Source organism: Verrucomicrobiota bacterium, from assembly GCA_037139415.1.
In the GTDB taxonomy this organism is placed as follows: domain Bacteria; phylum Verrucomicrobiota; class Verrucomicrobiia; order Limisphaerales; family Fontisphaeraceae; genus JBAXGN01.
Window position 1 is genome coordinate 20,958 of sequence record JBAXGN010000056.1, and the last position, 19,046, is coordinate 40,003.

Genomic DNA, 19,046 nt, shown 5'->3' on the forward strand with positions numbered 1-19,046 from the left:
CTGTCGTGCCCTGTGTTAACGCTTTACCGTAAGGGCTCTTCCTGCGGCACACCGTTGAGTTCGTGGCGGCGGGCGGAGATGGCTTCGTAGATGCTTTTGCGCGCGCGGTTGATGCCGCCGAGCGGGCGGAGGTCGGCCACCGAGTGCCAGGGATTGAAACTGAGATTTTCGCCAAATTCCATTTGCGCGCTTGATTCGAAGGACTGAATGGGGATGCGAATCGTGGCGACCTGGACAAAGGGAGCGGCGGTTTCATCCCAGGCGATGGTTGGATCTTCCACGGGCATCGTGACCGGGTCGGTCTGAACTTGGACCAAAAAATCGAAGACCGCTTCGTGTTGCTTCAGGTGTGAGGACAGCGCGAGCCGAAGCTTGTCTTTGGAGTTGGATTTCGGTGCGGCGGGTGTGCCGACGAGGTTGGGGCGCGCGGAAAATTTCATCGCGCCGGGGCCGAGCTTGGAGGGCGTGGTGCTCCAGTAGCGAATCTGGAGCGGGCTGTCGGGGCGCTTGCTGCCGGTCGCGCGCAGGAGGCGGAATTTGTAATTCGGCGAGAGCAGTATCTTGAGGCCAGTAAAACCCTTGGTGACGAAATTACCGGTGGCGACACGGTGGAAGTCCTTCATAAGCGGGACGTAATCATTCACGTCTTTAACAAAGAAGATCGGATGATCGATCATGATGAAGTCCTGGGTCGGCGCGGCTGGCTCGGTTTCGAGGACCTTCCCGCCTTCGACGCCAAGCAACTTGATCGCCATGCCGTGCGCATCCGGTTGGTTGTCGTTCTGACCCCGGCCATTCGAAAACCGAATCAGGGCTTGAAAGGTCTGCGGCTGGCTGAACACTCCGTGGCGGAGGTTTGCGGGGAGGTTGGGCTCAACGATGAACTGCGCCCGGACCAGGCCATGCTGCTTCGGATGTTGGCCACGCGGGACCGGTGCGTGTTTGCGATCGGCTTTTTCCTGAACATCGCGGTGGAGGGCGACAAGCTGATTGATTTGCGCCTCCTCGCCGTCGGGGATGTATTCCTCACCGAGAGCAATGCGGCCCGGTTGATGGTTCATGGAATGATTGGTTCTTGCACATCCGGCGAGCAGGACGAGCATAAGGCTGAGGGCGATCCATTGGCCCAGCAGGTTCAGACGTTTTGACTCTTCCATAACGTCTTGGTTTGAAATCAGGTTGGTCCTGGCACCCGGTGTCAGGTGTCATGTTTCAACACAAACGGCGACGATTGTCCCCACTTACCGGTGAACACAAACTTACCCAACGGCTTTCGTTGCCGGGGGGTCAGGTCGCGCTCTCTCAAGGCATCTGGCAGTATTGCCGGATCGGCTTGGTATCCGATGGCCAAGGCGGTCCACGCCTCGAAATGCTCCGGGATCTGGAAAACCTCGCGCGCTTTGTCGGGGAGGATGCCGATCATCTGATGCACTGCGAGACCTCGCGCCGTTGCCTCCACCACCAGATTCCCGGCGGCCAAGCCCAGGTCATGAACGGCAGCACGATTGTCCTGTTTGTTTTTGGCAAATTGCAAACTCACCACCCCCAAGACAAGCACTGGCGCGGTCTTGGCCCATGCCTGGTTTGCCTCCACGAGACAGCCGAGAAGTCGTGCGAACTCTGGGGCGTTCTCTCTGGTCGCAACCAGGTAGTTCCAAGGCTGTTCGTTATAGGACGACGCGGCCCAGCGAGCCGCCTCAAACAACGATCGGAGGTCAGCCTCCGACACCGAACGATCTCCGAAGCCATAGGGACTCCACCGTTCCGCGAGAACCTGCATGATGGGCCAATCGGTTGCTGCTTTCTTGATATTCATAATTGATTACTTTTTCTTCCGGCCAGAGCCGCTCTTTTTGCCGCCGCCGCTGAGTTTGTTGACAGTGGCCCACGCCCGCGCTTCCGCAGTTTTCGGGCTGAGCCCCTTTTTCTCGTAGCCAGCTTCGATGTGTCCCGCCTGCCGCTTCTGTTTGTCCGTGTAGCTGGATTTATCGCCTTGAGGCATAGCTGCTCCTTATTTGGTTTCGACCGGTTTTCGGTCCGCAGCCTTCGCCGGGAGAGGCACGTTAATGCCCAGCGCAGAGCTTAAATCAATTTCGTGCTCCTGCTCCTGCACGATAATTGCGCGCAAGGTCTCGCTTAATGCAAATTCCCCCATCGCCTCGGCTTGGCGGATGCGCTCGCGATAACGCCCCACCGTTTCCCGTTCGTTCTCCAAATCGGCGCGCAGCATTTCAACCGGGTCACGTGAGGTCTTCACCGGTTTGGGCAGCACGGCCGGCATGCCGCCCAGATAATCAATCTGTTTGGCAATTTTGATGGCATGCGCCAGCTCTTCCCCGGCATGCGCTTCCAATTCCCGCGCGATGTCGGTGTATGCGGCACCCTTCAGCACCTGGCTGTACACGGTGTAGGCAATGATCGCCTGGTATTCCCCCGCCAGATCCTCGTTCAGCAGTTGGATCATTTGTTCGCGGGTGATGTTCAATCCGGTAGTTGGGTTTTCTTTAGTCATAAATAGTTGCAGGTTTAGAAATGTTTGGCTACTTCCGCCCAGTTCACCACGTTCCACCAGGCCTTTAAATAATCGGCGCGCTTGTTCTGATATTTCAAATAATAGGCGTGCTCCCAAACGTCCACGCCGAGCACCGGCTTGCCTTCGCAACCGGCAATGGCTTTGCCCATGAGTGGGTTGTCCTGATTTGCCGTGGAAACGATTTCGAGCTTGCCGCCGTTCGCGACGAGCCAGGCCCAGCCGCTGCCAAACCGTCCGAGGCCCGCAGCCTCAAACTTTGCCTGAAAATCGGCAAAGGAGCCGAACGCGGATTGGATGGCGTCGCCAAGCTTGCCGGAAGGTGCGCCGCCAGCCTTGGGTGCCATGAGTTTCCAGAAGAACGAATGGTTCCAATGCCCACCACCGTTATTGCGCACCGGCCCGCGGATATTGTCGGGCACAGAGGCGAGGTCGCCGATCAACAGGTCGAGCGATTTGGCTTCCAGCGCGGCGTGGCCGGCAATGGCCTTGTTGAGATTGTCCACGTACGCCTTGTGATGGCGGTCGTGATGGATTTCCATGGTTACCGCGTCAAGATGCGGTTCCAAGGCTTCCTTGGGATAAGGTAGAAGGGGTAGTTCGTGTGCCATAATGGTCAATGCTTTCGTTTATTAACTTTTCAAGAACCGACTGGTTTGCGTTCTGGTGTTTATCATCAGATAACACACCATACACGCCAGTTGGATCGTTAACAATGGGGTGTTCACCCTATAGCCAGTCACAAGCCCGTCTCCCAGTAATCGAGGATAATTACTACGGCTTGAGAGTTCAGGTTTCCTTTGCTCTCCCTTCCCAAGGTGGATCAATCAAAACTAAATTCGTCGTGGTAATTCATTGCTTCGTTTTTCCCCCGTCAATCCGTTTCAGTTCGACTTTTCCAGCAAGAGCATCGAAATGCGCCAAGTGGCCCGCTTCGGTGACTGGTCCCTGAAGCGTATTACCCTGACCTTGGGCCGACCAACTCCCCGCAGCGAGGCCGGTCACGGTCACTTTCATCGGGTGATTGCCGGGGAGATCGAGCGTGATCGCTCCCTCCAGCAGGCCGTCCCCCTTCGGGAAAAGCACCGCATGATCCGCAATCTGAAACCCGATGCAATCAGCCGTTTCCAGGGACGTCACCGGCAAGGGGCGGGAAGCCGGTTGGTTGTCGTGGACCTGCATGACCACCAGGAACCGATCCTGTTTTTGCGGAAGCGTCGGGGACAACTCCAGCCGCCAGCCAGCGCCTTCGTCATCGCTGCCACTGGACTGGGAAATCGGATAGTTCTTCCCGTCAGCCAGATACTGGGCTCCGGGACCGCCCAGCATCTTAAGCGCATAGTTTCCCTTTGCCGGCAGCAGCACGGAAGCATCCATGCGTCCGCCCCACAGGCTGGGCACCGCAAAACCATCCGGTTCAACGCTGGGTTTTTCCAGCGCATGCAGCAACCAGCTTTTGGCAAACGACGGATTGGCGGAGCGGACGCGGTCGTAAACCGCGAGCACGGCCGGATGATCCTTTTGGCCGAGGTTCAGGAACAGGAAGGACCGCGTGAAATTCTCGACCTTGGGCCCGTAGCTCTGAATCTTGCCGCAGAGATGGCTGTAGATCGGCCGGGCCGGGTCAGGGCCAATCTGATGAGCCAGGACCTCGCCAGCCTGATAGCCTTGCTTCAAGAGTTCGTCGAGCGTGACGGGTTCCCGTCCGTCTTGCGGCCAGCGCTGTCCCCCGTCATTCGCCACCGGTGTCTTTATCCAGATGAACTGCTCCTGCGGATCCTTCACCGTCACGGTGTTGTGGGCAACGCTCCGTTGATAATAATTCGCCCAATGCGCACTACCGTAGCCGGCATAGGCACCCGAATCTACCGCCAACATACCCTTGTACCAAATTTGAAAGTGGCCGGCATCCAAGTGCTGGTGGTTGCCAAACATCCACGGCGCAATCTTCATCATTGCCACTACAGTTGGGGACTCTTTGCCTTCCTGCCATCCCGTGCGCGCCAGCATTACTCCCGAAGGATCCTTGAAGTACCGGCTCAGCGGTAGCGTCTCAAGCGGCTGGGTCGGGAGCTGTGGTTGTGCGAACAGAAAATAGGGAAGCGTATCGGTAAGGTCATCCTTCATGGTAATATGCTTCTGGAGCATCCCCGCGATGACCGGATCGTGGGATAGGAATACGCTCAGCAGCTCGCCGTTCACATCCGCTGTGGGGTGACTGCCCCACTTCTTCGGAATCGCGGAGCCATCGCCATCGGCCATCTGTATGTGATCCGGGCGCAGCGAATAATAGGTGCCATAAAGGAGCTGCTCCTGGCCCTCGGCAAAGACGCGCGCGCCGGCCATGCGTTGGAAGATACAGGCGCACCATAGCTCCCACTTGGCGCGGACATGTCCGTACGAACTGCCCTGATGGTGCCAATGGGATGGATAGAAGTAGTTCCGCGCCGGAATATGTTCCTCAAAGAGCCGTTTGGCCGTGAGCTGGTAGATTTCGGGATCTTCATCGTACACCGCGATGCCGGCCGCGGTCAGGTCGCGAAAAATGTTTGCTTCACCGCCATGCCCCACCACGGCACCGGCCCGCACCGGTGGGAACCCCACCTCCAGCATCGCAGCAATGCGGCGGATATGCGCAATGATGGAGGCTTTTTGCGGGGAGCTTAACAGCGGATAACACCAATCATAGACAATCGCGGCGGTGGTGATCGTCGCGCCTTTACCCCGCGTAATATCCATGGCCTCCTTTTTGTTGGGGAAGGTAACTGTGGCGAGAACTGTTTCGAGCAACTGGATCGCCCGTTTGCCCATGGCTTCATTCTGTTCGACCACATAGCGCAGGGCGCAGAATTCAATCAGATCGTGGAGCCGGGGATCATAATTCTGGGTCTTGCTTGGGGCGAGGCCCCGGCTGCTGCGTCCCCATTCCATCCAATTCCGGGGGGCTGAGTCAAACCGCTCGGGCACCGGCAGTTCGCCGTTCCAGCCCGATTCGCTGAGCGCCCTCACCCGTTTAGCAAAACGCGTAAAGGCCGGTTCCCCGAGCCGCCGCCGCATCTCGGGCAGATCGGTGGACCGCAACAGCAACCGGGGATGTCCCGCCGGCGGCAGGATCGGTGGAACGAACGCCTGCCCGGCCTCTAGCGGCCGTGGACTGCCTTGCGCTGATTTCTTCGGCCCGCCTTCAGCCGCCAGACAAACGTGGACCGCCAGCAACGCGACTAGCGTGCCAATCGCCGGAAAACTGAACTGACTTGTGTTAGGTGACATGGAGAAAAATCGTAAGCCATAACCATTGCCACCAGCAAGAATTGAATTGGTTGCTTGATGGCGGCGGCTGCGCCAACGCCGGCAGACCCAGAAGAACGAGCTGGAGGCTGAGCAGAAGAGCTTTCGCGGAGCGCTTCCAAAAGCTGGAACGGAACGGACACCGCTTTTTGGCGCGCTTCATGCCTGCACAGGTCGTGCTGCGGCAGGGCATTGCTTTGGGCTCACCATTCATGAGGGCTAACTTTCCCTCACCCCGGTTGGGGAATCAAGGGGGATTTTATGCCGGGTCAGTTCGAGGGGTGAACTGTGGTGGACTGGAAAATCGCGCGCGCTTCAACACCACCGCCTTGGGGTGCTAGCCGCGTTTCGTGTTTCCAAATGGAACGGTGCAACTTGGATTACCGGCGACGGCGGAAAACGAACACTGCCGCACCACCCAAACCGAGAAATGCAAAGGTCCCGGGTTCAGGGACGGATGTTCCGTCGGTGCCATAAATGCGCAGGGCAACACTTTGATTCTGTTGGCCCAGTGATCGAAGCGTGGAGGTAAAGTTACCGTTGGTTTCCGAGGCGGCGTTGCGGTAATAGCCGTTGAAAACCTGTGAGCCAACCGTTGGCAGCATGCCGTACGAGATAAGCGAGGTGAGGCTGTTGACGTTATTGTACGTTACGCCATCGGTGGTGCCTTGATAGTTAAAGGTGATCCCGATGGTCGTACTCGTGAGCTCGATTGGGGTGCCGAGGGTGTATCCGGGAGCGGAACCTACCGGTGTGCCTTCAAATGGATAGTAGAATCCCGAGTTATAAGTGCCGGCAGACGTGAAGCTGTAGCTGCCCAACAGCGTGCCGAACGCCGGCGTGGTGCTATTGACCGTACCAGTATTGACAGTTCCCCAGACAAACAGGTTGAGCTTTAGCCCCGTGTAGCTGGTGCCCGAGAGGTTGACGGGGTAGAGGTCAAAACCGGTGATCGTCGTCGTTCCCGCAGCCACGGTGTAGGCGTCGCCCATGAATGTGTTGGGCGTGGAGCCGGTGGAACTCACATGCGCGTTGGTGTTTCCCCCTTGAAGATTCGACATGTTGTCGAATACCACCCCGGCCCTGACACTCGTGGCTGAAAGTAATACCGCCAGTGCCGCCGCCGTTCGCAACCAGCTCCCGCCAACCGTCAATGTATTCAATAAATGTTTCATAGGGACATCTTCATCTTAAGTTAACCGCTCACCGAGCCATGCAAAGTAATCGTTTCTTAACGGCGCGCAAATTTATTTGTTAAGGGAAATTTATGATGATGATAAGAATATGTATTTGGCGCGGTGTGGTGCTTATGGTTGCCAGCGGGCAAAATGTTCTCGGAATAGTTCCGTTCCGGCGCCGGCCCCAATTCCGGCTAGCAGCGACCGCTGGCAAATCCGCTTGGGGCAGCAGCTTCCCTTTATGGCGCTTTCACTGCTCCGTAGGCAAAGCCTGAGCCCGCGAAACCCATATAGACCTTGCCGAAGACTTCTTTGTCGCCATCCATGGCATCCACGTAGTCAAAGATGCCGAGGGGATAGTTGCCGACTTTGTCCCAAGTGGCGCCCGCATCGGTGGAGCGATAAATCCCCGTTTGGTTGCCCGCAATGCCCGCCACAAAAACGGTCGGGTATCCGCCGTCCTTTTCCGGCTTGCCCAAGCCGACATTAAAGGCCTGTTTGATGCCGGGTGCCTGGGTCCAGGTGGCGCCGCCGGTGGTGGAATGCCATACGCCGCCCACCGTTCCTTCGGCAAACCAGAGGTCCCGGGCATGTCCGGGGGTGGATTTCAAAATGGAGTTCCACCGCTGAGGAACCGGGTTGCCGGCCTTGACGAAATTGGCGCCCCCATTGGTCGAGCAATAAACCCCATCCTCCGGACGATAGCAGTAAAAGGTGTCGGGCAACACGCGGTCGGCGCACAGGGGCTTATGGGGGCTGGCATACGACCAGAATCCCGTGTTGGTCGGTCCGCCGAAGGAGGACTGCTGCCAGGTCGCCCCTTTGTCCGTTGTATAATAAGGCAGCTTCTTCATCGCCGGAGCCCATACGATGTTGTCGGTGCGGTTGGCGGATACCGCGATGACCCCGAACTCCAATTCTGCGGGAGCCGAGCCGTGGTTCACGGCCGGGAATCGGGTCCAGGTCTGTCCGCCATCGGTTGAATACCCGGTGGAATTCGGATGAGGTGAGATACCCAGGTGGTTCCGGAACACGCCGACGATGAATTTCGGATCCGCCGGACACCAGTCGAGCGCCCAGCACGACATGAAGTAGGGTTGGGAACGCTGGGCGGTATAGGAATCCACGCCGCTGAAATAAAACGCGCCCAGGTCCCACATCGCGGCCACGGGCTTGCCGCCGGGCGGGGCGATCACGTCGTTGCCGCACATTTCCTCGATGCCTTCGCTGGCGGCCTGCCATTCGATATTGGGCGTGGTCAGGTCCTTGGTCCACCAAACGCCAAAGCCTTCCGCGAACCAGAGCTTGCCGCGTTCGAACGGATCAAAGGCGAGCGCGCCCGCGCTGAGGAAATAATTCCCGGTCTGCTTGCCGAGCCACTGGACATTGCGGCTGTTGAGATGAAACATGTGGACGGTCCAGGTGGCGCCTTGATCGGTGGAGTTCCAGCATCTGCCGCCGTTGCGCATGACGACGATATGCCTGGCGTCGGCCGGATCAACCGCCAGTTCCCAATACGCCTGGTCGCCGCCCTTCGCGTCGGTCGGCGTAATGTTGGTCCACACACCATCCGGCGAACATTTCCAGACGGAGCCGGCGAATTCCTTTTTCTTCGCCTTATCCTGGTCCTTGGTGAAGGCGACGTAATACGTGCTGTCCGGCCCGATGGCCGCATCGTGGGGCATCCCGGTCAGGCCGGGACCGGAATTCGCGATCTGCGTCCAGGTGGCGCCGGCGTCCGAAGTCTTGAACACGCCCCCCTCGTTGACGGTGACGTAAATCACCTTCGTCCTCACGCCGTTCGTTTTTGACGCAAGCACGCCCGCGGCTTTGTCGAAGTGGACCGTGTTGACGCCATGCGGGGCCGTTCCCGCTGGCAAGCCCGCCACCTTCGTCCAGGCGGCCCCGCCATTCTGGGTGGTCCACAGGCCGTCCGCGATGGAGCCAAAGTAAACCACGTCGCTGTTGTTGGGATCAACGCACAGGCGCTCGCCCTCCTGCCGCCCCTTGCCGTTGGGCTCCATCTTGACTTGGTTCGTCTTGAAATTCGTTGCGATCCAAGTATCGCCGCGATTGGTGCTCCTGAAGATCTGCCCGATGGCCTCTCCATAAGGCTGGCCCGCGAACGCCATGTAGGCCACCTCCGGGTCCTTGGGGGCGCTGACGATGCTGTCAACCCCCGCATACTTGGCATACCCCACCGAATCCGCAGGCATGCTGGCGGACGTGACCAGTTGCTTCCAGGTGGAGGTGGTGGGATTCCAGCGATAAGCGCCCGAGACATCGGCGCGGACATAGATGAGCCCCTTTTCGGTAGGGCTGATGTTCATGCCCACCACCCATCCGCCGCCGCCAATCTTCATCGGCTTCCAGGCGTAATGCCCGCTCAAATCTGCGGCCTTCGCATTAAGACCAGCCGCCAGGCAAATTCCGGCAACGAACAGCGCCATCCAAAGTGATCTGTCCTTATTACTGGGGAAACTACGTTTACTAGTCATGGGGGCGAACTTTCCCTTACCCCGGTTGGGGAATCAAGGGGGATTTTCTGCCGGGCCACGTGGCGCAGGTTTCCAAACCTGCTGTATCGCCGACTTCCCAGTCGGCAGACCGTGGGGAATCGCTAACGCTGGGGATAGCATGAAGGTTTGCGGATTGGAAATCCGCGATACAGCAGACTTGGAAGTCTGCGCTACGGGGGGTGCCTGTCCACCGGAGTTTCTTTCGTCCCATCCGAGATGCGTTCGCCAACTCCAACGGAGTTGTGGCCTCCAGCCCAGCAGCGAGGCACGAGCACCCTGGGTCAGGCGGTTCATTAAATCCCCAACCCTGAAGGGGTTGCGGCCATGCCCGGCGGCGGGATCGCAGACCCAATGCCCCCCAAAGTGATCGCCAGAGGGGCAAAAGTGACCGTTTTGGCCTTTTCCACGATCATTTTTGTGGTTTCCATGGCCAGTTCCGGATTTTTCATGGTCAGTTCGGCGGCTTCATAGGGCTCTTGCATGGGTTGCCCGTGATCGAATGTGGCCGTTTTTATGCCGAATTGATCGGGAATTGAAATCATCGCACCCCCCTGCCGCCGGATTGGTTAAGCTGCGGTTAGGGGGTGCGTTGTTTTTGGGCCGCGATGCCGGGGAAGGTGCCTGCGCTGAATCTGGTTGGGGAGTTAAGGGGGAACGTCCAGAGCTCAGCGACCCGGCCCACGAGGGCGTGCGATTGCAACCACGACGCCCCAACCGGGTTCGCTGCAGCACATGGTTGGGCGACTTTAGTTGAGCGTGTTGAGTGGTCATGGCCGAGCGAGTGCGGATGTCAATGAGCATCGAATGTGAGTTGATGCTTTGATTTTGCGCATGGCAGTGAACTCCACAGCGGGTCAGGGTTTAGGTGCAGCTCCTTGTTCGGCTTTTTGGCTAGTTGGGTCGGCCGCAGTTTTGTGCGGAACCTCCCAAATTTGGCTAGCACACCAGTTGGGAGCGCCTTCAGGCGTGCCGATCACGAAGTAGGGCAGTCTTCCTTCGGCGTGCCAGACGGTTCGAAAGGGTCTTACACTTTCGCCCGTTGGCAAACCGTCTTTAGCGAGGGTGCCTCCTCCCGGTGCTGTCCAAGCGCCAACCGTGACTATAAAATTGTCCCACCATGCCTCTTTCACCTTGATCGCTTTCACAGTCGTCTTGGTCTTGGAATCGCGACAGCCGTTGTCGATTTCCTCTTCAGGATAAACGGTCGCGTCCCAATACCACCGCCATCGGAATCGTGAATTCTCATCTTCACCAATAGTGCCCCATACCTGAATGCGATAGCTCTTTCCATTCTGGTTGAATCGCAAATATGGCTGTCCACGACTGCCACACCGCGCATAGGTGCCATTAGCGATCAAATCCTGCGTCGGACTTCCCTCAGGGGTGAAGAGAATCTTGCTCGATTGGACAGCGTGTTCGCTCCTCGCCTTTGTGATTTCGTTGTAGTTGATGTACTTATCCAACCAAAGCCAGGGTTCAGCACCCGGATTCTCGCAGTAACGAAACTGCTCAATGTCATATTGACCGGGTGCTTGCCCTGGTTTGTCCGTAAACCACAGGCGAAACGTCGTGTCGTCGACCTTGGTATTGGTAATCGTCATCACGCGTTGTGTTCGGTCTGCAGCTCTGACGAGGCGCCACCCGCGCTGAGAGGCGTTGATCGGCCAGTATGAATCAAGCTGCCTTGTTGGATTGACCTTGGGTATCGCCGGGCGAGGTGGTTCTTCTGCCTCCCTCAATCCATCGACAGACCACCCACAGACCGTGGTGCCGAGAACGCAGCACCAGAGACTCATCCGACGGAAGATGCTTGTGGCGAGAGAAACAGGGGAAGGAATGTTTTTGTTCATGGAAAGGGCGAGCAATCCCTTAACAATAATATTGAACGCCCTTTTCGTTCGTGGTTACGAGTGGCGGTTTATTCATGGTGGTTGGGATGCTGAATAGGGAAATTGGGATTGTCAATGGCGTATTGACTTTGATGTGGAAGGTCTTGCAGGGCGACCGATTTTTTGGGTGCTCCGAATAGTGGAAGCATGGCAAGTGCGGTCGTTCTTGAATCGCGGGGCGCGGATGGTTAAAACTTCCGGCATGAGATTTGTCATTGCAGCGTTTTGCGTGGTGACGGCGGGCCTCGGAGCCAGTGGAGTTCCAGGCGCGGAGCCGGTTCCACCCATTGTTTTTGGCGGGCCGGAGGCGTTGGGCAAAGTCACGCCGCATTCGGCCAAGGCGCAATTTGCGGAGCGGGCGATGCGCGTGGAGTTCGGGAAAAGCGATTATCCCAACGTGACGTTCGCGGCGGGCAAGGCGTATGCGGCGGCTGATTGCGGCAACGTCGGCGCGATTGTGTTTGACGTGCGGAATCCCGGCACGACGCCGATTGACGTGCATGTGCGCGGCGACGCCACGGGCAATGGCGAGAAGTTCGTGCGGCAGGGGCACCTGGTGGTGGAGCCCGGCGAGCGGGTGGCGCTGGTATGGGGCGCGCAGCCCGCGCCCGAGGGGATGAAGGCCGGTCCGCCGGTGGAGACGCCGCCCGGCGCCCGCCAGATGAAGGTTTCCGGCAACTGGCCGGCGCAGGGGCCGTTGACGGCCTTTCAGATCTTCATGAACCAGCCCGAGCGGCCGGTGGTTTTGGAAGTCCATTCGATCCAGTTCCTTCCCAAGGCGGAGTTGACCGGCATTGTGGATCGCTACGGGCAGTACACGCGCGCCCAGTGGCCGGGGAAGGTGGGCAAAGACGAGGACCTGGCGCGCGTCCGCGCCGAGGAGGAAGCCTGGTTGCAGGCGCATCCGGCGCCGGGCGATCGCGATGAATACGGCGGCTGGCAGACCGGCCCGCAGCTCAAGGCCACCGGGTTCTTCCGCGTCGAGCGCGTGGAGGGACGCTGGTGGTTGGTGACGCCCAAGGGCCGGCTGTTCTGGAGCGTGGGGCCGACGTGCGTGCGGCCGGATTCCAGCGGGCCGGTTCGCGGGCGGGAAACGATGTTCACCTGGCTCCCCGAGGGCGCAGCCAAGCGGAACTCGGCGGATTTCTATCAAGTCAACCTCGCCAGGAAATACGGCGAATCATGGAATGACCTTTGGGTCAAGCAGACGGCCGCGCGCCTGCCGGCCTGGGGATTCAACACCATCGCCAACTGGAGCCATGAATCCGCGTACGCGCCTCATCGCGTGCCGTTCACCGCCACGGTGAGCCTCGGCGGGTTGCCGGCGATCGGCGTCCGGCCCGCGCCGGGCAAGCCCGATAATCGGCTGCACGATTACTTTGATGAGTCGTTCCCGCGCAAGGCGGACGACGCCATCGCCAAACAGGCGGACAAATGGCGCGACGATCCCTGGTGCATCGGATTCTTTGTGGACAACGAAATTCACTGGGACGCCTGGACGGCCGGCGGCAACGAGGGGGTCGCGGCCCGCGCGGTGTTAGCTTCGCCGCCGACGGTGGCGGCCCGGCAGGCGCTGGTGAAGTTGCTGCGCGCCAAATACGGCACCGTGGGCGCGATGGCCAAGGCCTGGGGCATCACGTTGACCGACTGGGATCAACCGGTCACCCTGACCGCCAAACAGCTTAACGACGCGGCCCGGGCGGATTGCTCGGCGTTTCTCGCGGCCATGGCGGAGCGGTATTTCTCGGTCATCAGCGCGGCCATGAAGAAGCACGCGCCCGACCGCCTCTACCTGGGCTGCCGCTTTGCCCAGCGGCCCCAGGAAGTCGTCAATGTCTCCGTCAAATACTGCGACGTGGTCAGCTTCAACATCTACAACGACACGATTGACCCGAAGAACTGGGCCTATCTGAACGAGCTGGGCAAGCCGGTGATCATCGGGGAATTCCACTTCGGGGCCACGGACCGCGGCATGTTTCACACCGGCCTGCGGCCCACCGGCAGCCAGGCCGAGCGCGCCGCCGCGTACGCCGCTTACGTCCGGAGCGCCTGCGCGATGCCGGCGCTGGTGGGCTGCCACTGGTTCCAGTACGTGGACCAGCCGCTGACCGGGCGCTTCGACGGCGAGAACTACAACATCGGGCTGGTGACGGTCACCGACGCCCCCTACCCGGAACTGCGCGCATCGGCGCGAGACGTGAATGCCGAAGTGTACCGCCTGCACAGCGCGGCAACAGCCGGAAAGTGATGGGGCAAACGGTGGATGCAGCCAGCCCGGCCCTTCCTTTGGGAACTGAAACTGATAGATGGTTTTTGGGCACGGTCCATGCCTTCACTGGTTGCGTTGCGGTAGAGAAGCATTGCTTTTCAATCCCAACACGAGGACATCACATCAGACTGCCAGGGCAGGGGCAAGCGCCCATGCATAGATGTTTTGGAACTGGTTGGCATTGCGACAAGCTGACTCTGGCAAAGGCAGGACGTAAAACGAACCAGGCTACGGTTTGACGCCTGCACCTTCTGCACTGGACATATCGGTTTCGCAGAGGCATGTCCTATCGTTCTGGTCCAAAGAATTGCACGACCGCCGCGTTTTCCCCGCCCACCCGCATTCTTACGCTACGCCACAACAAGGGCTTGTATTTCGTAACCGGGAGACCTTCAGTCAGAATCTCTCGGACCGACTTGTTTCTCGCGTGGATCGTGATCCTTGTCTCGCAGTCCTCAAAACCACCCTGCCTGCCGTCGGGATATCCACCCTGAATACCCTTTACGAGCTTGGCTAGCGATCGCAGAAGGCCCACACTATCGATTGCTTTTCCGCCCTTGCCATCCGAGACCACAAACCCCTCAAGGTATCCGGAATAGTCTAAGGAAACGACGGCGTTTAAGGGGTACGTGCTGTCCGAGTAGAGGTCATTTTGCACCACATGAAAGGTTCGCGGATGGTTGCCGCTTTGGAGAATAGTGAAATCTTTCAGTTCACGATGGAGTGTGGTTAGTACGGAATCGAGAGACTCCGAGTTCCCGAGGGTGAAGATGTTGTCCCCAAGAGCTGGGGCCTTGCCATCGGCGAACGAGTACTCCAACGTGAAGTGACACCCAAACCTTTTGCCTGCGGCGGTCAAGAACCCCTCGCAGTTCCACGCCGAAGGTGGCTCAGGGGGATTCGTATCTGGGCGCCGGTTTCGGGGGAAGGCGCAACTGCTCAGTAACGCAGTGAGGAGAAGCGCCGTAAGGTTACGGCACCAAGGGAACCCGTGAGGGTGACTTTCGGCAGGCGTTCCAGATAGGGACGGACTGATAAGAAATTGCTTTGAAGTACTATTCACGCCTTCATTGGGCGCGCCGCAGTAAAGGAGCATTGCTTTTGGCTCACGATGCATGTGGCTGACCCTACGCCCACAACAGTTGGGGAATCAAGCGGGATTTCTTGCTGGGACAGCGGTGGACTGGAATAAACCAGCAAACTGACCGCGATGCGGTTAAACGGGATTTCTTATCTAATTGGCGGTCGCAACCGACGCCTCAACTTTCCAGGGGCTTGCGAACAATGAAATACGTATTGGACGAATACGCTCTTATCATCGTACTCAAAGTAGATCGCGTACGGAAACCGATGAACTAATATTCGGCGAAAGGTATCAAAACGGATGGAATAATGAAGCGGATGCTCAGCGATCAGGGTGTAAGCTTGCTCCAGGCAATCCAGAAAATCCTCTCCTAACCCCGGGGCTTCTCCTTCGTACCACTCATAGGCGTCGGCGATGTCAATCACCGCCTCTGGCACCAAAATAATGGCTCTACGCACTGAGGGATTGGATTTTCTTTTTCGCGTGCTGCCACAGTATCCCCGAAGTTGGATTTGCCATGAAACGGGCCTTGCGGGCACGCAACTCCGCGACCACAGCGGGAGAATCCGCCAAGCAGTTTGGATCTTCCGCGATTGAGTTCCATAAATCTTCAACCAACCGCAATCGTTCAGCGACCGGCAAAGATCGTAATTCGTCTATCGCAATCATAGAACAACCCTAATTCAATGGGCAGGAACGCGCAAGCGGGCGTTTTGAGAAACTGTTAGACTTTGCTTTTGGGCACGGTTCACGCGTGCGCACTCCAACGCCACGACCTTGAGGTAATGTTCATGCCTTCACTGGCCGTGATGCAGTAACCGCCAGTGCCAACCGATCGGCTCTGTCGCGTTTGGGAAAGATTTTCCTCAGTTCAACTTCTTCTGATAGAGGCGGACGTAGTCCACGACCAGGGTATCTTCGGGGGGCAGGAAGTTCTCCCATTGGCTTGTGGGCCCGCACCAAGGGGCGGCTTCGACGCTGATCTTGATGAACGCCGGTTTGCGGCAGGTGCCCTGTGATTTGGCCAGCGGGGCGCCGTCCTTGCCCTTCGCGGCGCCCAGCCCCAGGGCGTCGGTTTCCATGATCGCGACGCCGTCAATATAATAGACATACTTGGTCTCGTCCCAGTAAAGGCCGTAGGTGTGGAATTGCCCGTCCAACAATTCGAGGTGCGGGCCGGTTTCTTTGCCCCCGGCGTTGTGGGTCTTGCCATAGCCGCCCCAGTGCAGGTTGTGGGACATCCGGCCCAGGTTCCATTGGTTGAACGTCTCGAAGATGTCCACCTCGGTGCCCAGACGGGTATCGGTGGTGCGGCCCGCGACGACGTCGCCCGCCAAAAGCCAGAAGCCCGTCCAGTAATCGCTGCGGACGTGTTTCGGGAGGCGGAGGCGCGTTTCGCGGTAGCATCCGAAGGGCAGAGTAATGACGAGCCCTTCGCTGCCCTCAGCGGTCAGCAGCAGCCGCAGGGTGTCCCCCCGGAACAGGAAGGCGTCCGCGCTTTTCGCCTTGGGAAAAAGCTTGGCCGGGCTCTCGTTCACCGACCACGCAACCTTGCCGCCGAAGCCGTCCGGCGCGACATCGAAGTGGTGCGAAATCTTATACGCGCCTTCCGGGGCGTTGGCGCTTTTGAGGATAAGCTGCCCGCCGGCCTTCGCCTCCAAGGTCATTTTCACGCCGCCCCGGTAAGTGAGGTAAGCGACTTGGTTGGACACCGCCACCTCGACCGGCCCGCTCGGATTGACCCCTCTTCAGGAAAAAGTACTCCAAAAGTAGCCCAAAATTACACCAGTGGGGGCGGTGTAATGGTGTAGTTTTATGGGAGACCTGGTTCATAAGCCATTGCAAGGTAATCGGTTGATTCGTTTGCGCCGACTCACGTCGGCGAGTACGCCGAAGCAGGTGGTGCAGTTTTGGGAATTGTGATGAAATTGTGATAAACAGATTTTTTATCACAAAATGTGATGTTTTTGTGATGAAATGATTTTTTATCACATTTCTTTGACCGACTTTTGCAGGAAAATGAACCGGCATAAAAATGGGAAGCCGGACATGGCAGAAAAATTTACTGGCAAAAAAATTATGACCGGAAGGTGCCAAGACCGAAGACCGGAGCCCGCGAATCACGCCAATCCACGCGAATGGTTGCCGCCAGTTCGGAGTTCGAAATTCGGGTCTCGAATATCTATTCATATTCATGTCATTCATGGGCGACACGGTAGCAGGGATTGGTTGTGGGTGGTTTCCTCCCAGAGGAGAATAATTCAAATGCGGAACTCTCGATTTCGGATTTCGGATTGCGGAATGCGGAATGCGGAATGCGGAATGCGGAGTGCGGAGTGCGGACTGCGGAATGAAATATGTTCAGGCAGAAAAATCACCGCCAGAAAATAGAAGCTGGGAGTTTGGAGTTAGAATGCCAGGTAGAATGACAAAAACGGGCGACTGGGAGGTGCCAATGGGACAGATAGGACGAATAGGATGCATGGGCACCCACGCATTAGAACGTCCCAAGGCATCGGTGACGTTGGTCAACACTTGGCTATTCGGTCGGGGCTTAAACTGGAATGGTTATCATGGTTCCCATTTTTTAGTTCCTGGCGGTCGAACTTTCAAGTCATTGTTCGAGTTTGACCCTTTTTTTCTTTCTAGGCGAACCTCTTTTCTTTTTAATTGTAGTAGAAAACCACCTTCAGGGAGCGCACTTGGGAACCCATGCTGGCACGGGCAGCGGCAGGCCATGGCCGATAAGGTGCGCCGTTGCGAACCGCCCGGAGGTAGAACTGTCCCAGCGTCTCGTTAAGCGTATTGCTGATGATTTTCAACGAAGTGACGCTGCCAATTTCGTCCAGATCGCACTGAATCATCACCTTTCCCGGCGGGAGCTGGACAAAAAGGTCTGGGTTGTTCTTCTCAGCTTCTTTATGGACAGCTTCCATCATCGCGTGAATAAGCAAAGAGTCATAAGCAGCAAAGTCGCGCTCGCCCTTTGATGATTCGATGCCTACGCTCAAATTGCCCTTGGCATAGACCTGCGGTTTTAAGATGTCAGCGACGTTGTCGGCTGGCATCTCTCGGTTTACCGAAAAATCCCAAGTGTCATAGACAGATTGATTGATGATCAATTTTAATTTGTAATCACCGCTCTTGCGGATAGGCAGTTTAAACACTGCCGCTTTGCCGGCCAGCGAACTGCCAGTCATGTTTCCAAGAACCGTGCCGCTGGAAGCTTCGACTAATTCGAGGATGAATGCTTGTGGGCGGTTGAATCCTCCGGCCCAATAGCCGTAACCCACGACTACTGCGGCCGGTGTCTGGTTTGGCCCGAAAATTTTGCAACTGACGTAACCAGAGCCGGGCATATCCAGATGGTGTCCCTCGACCGCCACGGTAGTATAAACGCCGCGGTCCTTGACAAAAGTTATGTTGTTGGCAGCGCAACCGGCCAGACAGAGAATGCTTCCGAAGGAAAGTAGCGCAACATAGAATAATTTTCTAATTTCCAAAAAAGGGGGCCAACTATAATAACGGCATATTTTCATCTGATTTTTCCTTTCGTTTTCTTTGTTGCAGTCGCGTCGTGGCACTTTTCAAACTGCCCAAGTGCAACCGGGCGGCTATCGCTTTGATCGTCAATGTCGTTTCCCGCCGCAACCGGGCCGCCACCGCCACCTTTTCCGGATCACTCTTGGTCCGTGGTTGCAAAGCATGCACTTGGAAATCCGCCTTTTGACAGGCATCCGCAAGGGTTTTGAGGAAATCCTGACGGTCCACCTCGTCGTGGAAGATGTCTTCCCGCCGATCCCCATGCGACATCACATGGCAGATGGCCCCGGGATATTCAACGCGCAATTGCCGTGGCATGGTGAGAAGCTACACAGTTTGCTCTAAATAGTAAAGCTATTGTCATAGTTTGACCGATTTTTCGGGAATCTAGCAGAAAGATGAAACCGGCAGAAAAATTTGACTGAAGAAGATAGGAGCTGGGAGTTTGGAGTTAGAATGACCAGAAGATGCCAAGACCGAAGGCCGAAGCCAACTTTTGCAGAAATGTTTTCAGGCAGAAAAATATCACTGAAGAAGACAGGAGCCTGGAGTCAGGAGTTGGAACCTTCAAACCGCGAAACAGGCTAACAACGCGAAAGTTGGAAGAAGACAGGATGGAATACGTCCGAAGCGCGAACACCGAAAGAACTTTTGCAGAAAAATGGGCAGCCGGACATGGCAGAAAAATTTACTGGGTCGAGTAGGACTGAGGCGCACGCAACCTTGCGGTCCATGTTTCCTCAGTC

Annotated in this window: 15 protein-coding genes; 1 reads left to right on the plus strand and 14 read right to left on the minus strand. The window is 57.4% G+C overall.

What is annotated here, in order from left to right; translation table 11 throughout:
- Window positions 1-23: 23 nt before the first annotated feature.
- The 10 genes from WCO56_11705 to WCO56_11750 form a co-directional block, all read right to left on the minus strand.
- Window positions 24-1,061, minus strand: coding sequence for a catalase family protein (locus tag WCO56_11705; GenBank protein MEI7730231.1), 1,038 nt, complete (start codon window positions 1,059-1,061; stop codon window positions 24-26).
- A gap of 137 nt (window positions 1,062-1,198) precedes the next feature.
- A complete protein-coding gene (locus tag WCO56_11710) occupies window positions 1,199-1,816 on the minus strand; it encodes a nitroreductase family protein (protein ID MEI7730232.1) in 618 nt (205 codons plus the stop codon).
- Between the two features lie 6 nt (window positions 1,817-1,822).
- Window positions 1,823-2,002, minus strand: a complete 180-nt coding sequence (locus WCO56_11715; GenBank protein MEI7730233.1) for a hypothetical protein — start codon at window positions 2,000-2,002, stop codon at window positions 1,823-1,825.
- Between the two features lie 9 nt (window positions 2,003-2,011).
- Entirely contained in the window at window positions 2,012-2,512 is a 501-nt protein-coding gene (locus WCO56_11720) for a ferritin-like domain-containing protein (protein MEI7730234.1), read from the minus strand.
- Window positions 2,513-2,526: 14 nt separating this feature from the next.
- Complete coding sequence (locus tag WCO56_11725; protein ID MEI7730235.1) at window positions 2,527-3,141, minus strand: superoxide dismutase; 615 nt, start codon at window positions 3,139-3,141, stop codon at window positions 2,527-2,529.
- Between the two features lie 241 nt (window positions 3,142-3,382).
- Complete coding sequence (locus WCO56_11730) at window positions 3,383-5,800, minus strand: heparinase II/III family protein (protein ID MEI7730236.1); 2,418 nt, start codon at window positions 5,798-5,800, stop codon at window positions 3,383-3,385.
- Window positions 5,801-6,198: 398 nt separating this feature from the next.
- Complete coding sequence (locus WCO56_11735) at window positions 6,199-6,993, minus strand: PEP-CTERM sorting domain-containing protein (GenBank protein MEI7730237.1); 795 nt, start codon at window positions 6,991-6,993, stop codon at window positions 6,199-6,201.
- Between the two features lie 242 nt (window positions 6,994-7,235).
- On the minus strand, window positions 7,236-9,494 hold the full coding sequence (locus tag WCO56_11740; protein ID MEI7730238.1) for a sialidase: 2,259 nt from the start codon (window positions 9,492-9,494) through the stop codon (window positions 7,236-7,238).
- 314 nt (window positions 9,495-9,808) lie between these two features.
- The gene (locus WCO56_11745; GenBank protein ID MEI7730239.1) at window positions 9,809-9,997 is read right to left on the minus strand and encodes a hypothetical protein; all 189 of its coding nucleotides are present in this window, start codon (window positions 9,995-9,997) and stop codon (window positions 9,809-9,811) included.
- 372 nt (window positions 9,998-10,369) lie between these two features.
- Window positions 10,370-11,365 carry a hypothetical protein gene (locus WCO56_11750; protein MEI7730240.1) on the minus strand — a complete coding sequence of 332 codons (996 nt, stop codon included), beginning with the start codon at window positions 11,363-11,365 and terminating at the stop codon, window positions 10,370-10,372.
- A gap of 241 nt (window positions 11,366-11,606) precedes the next feature.
- On the opposite strand from WCO56_11750, the gene WCO56_11755 reads away from it, so the two are divergent.
- On the plus strand, window positions 11,607-13,652 hold the full coding sequence (locus WCO56_11755) for a hypothetical protein (GenBank protein MEI7730241.1): 2,046 nt from the start codon (window positions 11,607-11,609) through the stop codon (window positions 13,650-13,652).
- 1,555 nt (window positions 13,653-15,207) lie between these two features.
- On the opposite strand, the gene WCO56_11760 is transcribed toward WCO56_11755, so the two are convergent.
- From WCO56_11760 to WCO56_11775, 4 genes are all read right to left on the minus strand, one after another.
- On the minus strand, window positions 15,208-15,426 hold the full coding sequence (locus WCO56_11760) for an addiction module protein (protein ID MEI7730242.1): 219 nt from the start codon (window positions 15,424-15,426) through the stop codon (window positions 15,208-15,210).
- Between the two features lie 197 nt (window positions 15,427-15,623).
- Window positions 15,624-16,424: a glycoside hydrolase family 16 protein gene (locus WCO56_11765; GenBank protein MEI7730243.1), complete on the minus strand. Its 801-nt coding sequence runs from the start codon at window positions 16,422-16,424 to the stop codon at window positions 15,624-15,626.
- A 999-nt stretch (window positions 16,425-17,423) separates the two neighbouring features.
- Window positions 17,424-18,296 (minus strand): hypothetical protein, encoded by an 873-nt coding sequence (locus tag WCO56_11770; protein ID MEI7730244.1) that lies wholly within the window; start codon window positions 18,294-18,296, stop codon window positions 17,424-17,426.
- Complete coding sequence (locus WCO56_11775; protein MEI7730245.1) at window positions 18,274-18,618, minus strand: hypothetical protein; 345 nt, start codon at window positions 18,616-18,618, stop codon at window positions 18,274-18,276. The genes WCO56_11770 and WCO56_11775 overlap by 23 nt, the downstream gene beginning before the upstream one ends.
- Window positions 18,619-19,046: the final 428 nt, after the last annotated feature.